Origin of the sequence: Actinomadura sp. HBU206391, from assembly GCF_014323665.1 — a bacterium.
Taxonomy (GTDB): domain Bacteria; phylum Actinomycetota; class Actinomycetes; order Streptosporangiales; family Streptosporangiaceae; genus Actinomadura_C.
On the sequence record NZ_JABVEB010000465.1, the window covers coordinates 1 to 2,814 of the forward strand.

Consider the following 2,814-nt stretch of genomic DNA (forward strand, 5'->3'; position numbering starts at 1 on the left):
CAGGCCGGAGTTCGCCCTCACTCACGCCCCCGGCCGCATGTTCATCTCCGACCAGGCGCTCGTGCTGCCGGCATGAGCCGGCCGCCGGGGTGGTCGGGGGCCCCGCGGCCGCGGTGGTAGATGTGGAACATGGCGCGGCGCTGGGAGTTCTGGATCGACCGCGGCGGCACCTTCACCGACGTCGTCGGCAGGCGGCCGGACGGCAGGTTCGTCGCGTACAAGCTGCTGTCCGACGATCCCGCGCGCTACCGGGACGCCGCCGTGGCCGGGATCCGCAGGCTCATGGACGTGCCGGAGGGCGAGCCCGTGCCCGCCGAGCGGATCGGGGCGGTCAAGATGGGCACCACCGTGGCCACGAACGCCCTGCTGGAGCGGCGGGGAGAGCCCACCCTCCTCGTCATCACCCGGGGGTTCCGCGACGCGCTCAGGATCGCCTACCAGAACCGCCCGCATCTCTTCGACCGGGCCATCGCGCTGCCGGAGCTGCTCTACTCCCGGGTCATCGAGGTGGACGAGCGGGTCGGCGCCGACGGCGAGGTCGTGGCGCCACTCGACGAGGACGCCGTCGCCCGTGACCTGCGGGCCGCCTATGCCGACGGCCTGCGCTCGGTCGCCGTCGTGTGCGTGCACGCCTACCGGTTCCCACGGCACGAGGCGGCGATCGGCGAGATCGCCCGCCGCATCGGCTTCCCGCAGGTGTCGGAGTCGCACCAGGTCAGCCCGCTGATGAAACTCGTGTCACGGGGCGACACCACCGTGGTGGACGCCTATCTCTCCCCCATCCTCCGGCGCTACGTCGACCGGGTCGCGGGCGAGCTCGGCGAGGTCCGGCTGATGTTCATGCAGTCCAACGGGGGGCTGACCGAGGCGCACCGCTTCCGCGGCAAGGACGCGATCCTGTCCGGCCCGGCGGGAGGGGTCGTCGGCATGGCGCGAACGTCGGCGGCCGCCGGGTTCGACCGGGTGATCGGCTTCGACATGGGCGGGACCTCGACCGACGTGTCGCACTACGCCGGAGAGTTCGAGCGCGAGTTCGAGACGCAGGTGGCCGGGGTGCGGATGCGGGCACCGATGATGAGCATCCACACCGTCGCCGCCGGAGGCGGGTCCATTCTGGACTTCGACGGCAGCCGCTATCGGGTCGGCCCGCACTCTGCCGGCGCCGATCCCGGACCGGCCGCCTACCGGCGGGGCGGGCCGCTCACCGTCACAGACGCCAATGTCCTGCTCGGCCGAATCCAGCCAGAGCACTTCCCGCACGTCTTCGGACCCGGCGGCGATCAGCCGCTCGACGCCAAGGTCGTACGAGAACGGTTCGTCGCACTCACGCGCGAGATCGCCGACGGTCGGCGCCCCGAGGAGGTGGCCGCCGGATTCCTGACGATCGCGGTGGCCAACATGGCCAACGCGATCAAGAAGATCTCGGTGCAGCGCGGCTACGACGTCACCGAGTACGCGCTCGCGACGTTCGGCGGGGCCGGCGGCCAGCACGCCTGCGCGGTGGCCGACGCGCTCGGCATGACCCGGGTGCTGATCCATCCGCTCGCCGGGGTGCTGTCCGCCTACGGCATGGGGGTCGCCGATGTCACCGCGATGCGCGAACGCGCGGTCGAGGCGCCGCTGCGGGAGGACCTGCGGCTGGACGACATCCTCGGCGATCTCGAAGCCGAGGCACGGGCCGAGCTCAAGGGCGAAGGCGTGCCGGACGACCGGACCCATTCCGTGCGCCACACCCACCTGCGCTACGACGGGACCGACACCGCGGTGCCCGTGCTGGTCGGGGCCGTGGCCGACATGGTGGAAGAGTTCGAGGCCGCCTACCGGCGGCGCTTCGCCTTCCTCATGCCGGACCGGCAGATCATCGTGGAGTCCGTGTCGGTCGAGCTCATCGGCGCCTCGTCCACCCACGAAGAACAATCCCCCCGTGATCATGCAGTTGTTCGCGCGAAAAGCGGAGCGAGCAACTGCATGATCACGACGGAGCGGGCGTCGGCGCGGGTGGGGGTGTTCGTGGAGGGGGCCTGGACCGAGGTCGCCCTGCACGATCGGAAGGACCTGCGGCCGGGCGATACGGTCGACGGTCCGGCGATCATCGCCGAGGCCAACGCCACGACCGTGGTCGAGCCGGGCTGGCAGGCGGCCGTCAACGAGCTTGATCATCTCCTGCTCACCCGGGTCGAGGCCCGGCCGAAGCAGCGCGCGATCGGGACCGACGTCGACCCGGTCATGCTGGAGATCTTCAACAATCTGTTCATGTCCGTGGCCGAGCAGATGGGAGTGCGGCTGCGGAGCACCGCGAACTCGGTCAACATCAAGGAGCGGCTGGACTTCTCCTGTGCGCTGTTCGACTCAGCCGGCAACCTCATCGCCAACGCGCCGCACATTCCCGTGCACCTGGGCTCGATGGGCGAGAGCATCAAGGAGGTCATCAAGGACCGGGGCGCCGCCATGAAGCCCGGAGACGTCCACGTGCTCAACGACCCCTACCACGGCGGCACCCACCTGCCCGACATCACCGTGGTCACGCCGGTCTTCGGAAGCGATGGGGACATCCTGTTCTACGTCGCTTCCAGGGGCCATCACGCGGAGATCGGCGGCCTCACCCCCGGCTCGATGCCGGCGGTCAGCACCCGGGTCGAGGAGGAGGGCGTCCTGATCCGCAACTGGCTGCTGGTCGAGAACGGCGTCATGCGGGAGGCCGAGACGATCGAGGCGCTGCGCTCGGCGCCGTATCCCTCGCGCGATCCGACCAGCAACATCGCCGATCTGCGCGCCCAGGTCGCCGCCAACGAGAAGGGCGTACGGGAGCTGCAC

1 protein-coding gene is annotated in these 2,814 nt (G+C 70.5%); it reads left to right on the forward strand.

All coding sequences use genetic code 11. From position 1 onward, the window contains the following. Window positions 1-129: 129 nt before the first annotated feature. Window positions 130-2,814, forward strand: a 2,685-nt coding sequence (locus tag HKK72_RS38350; protein ID WP_187239282.1) for a hydantoinase/oxoprolinase family protein, incomplete at its 3' end; no start/stop codon positions are given.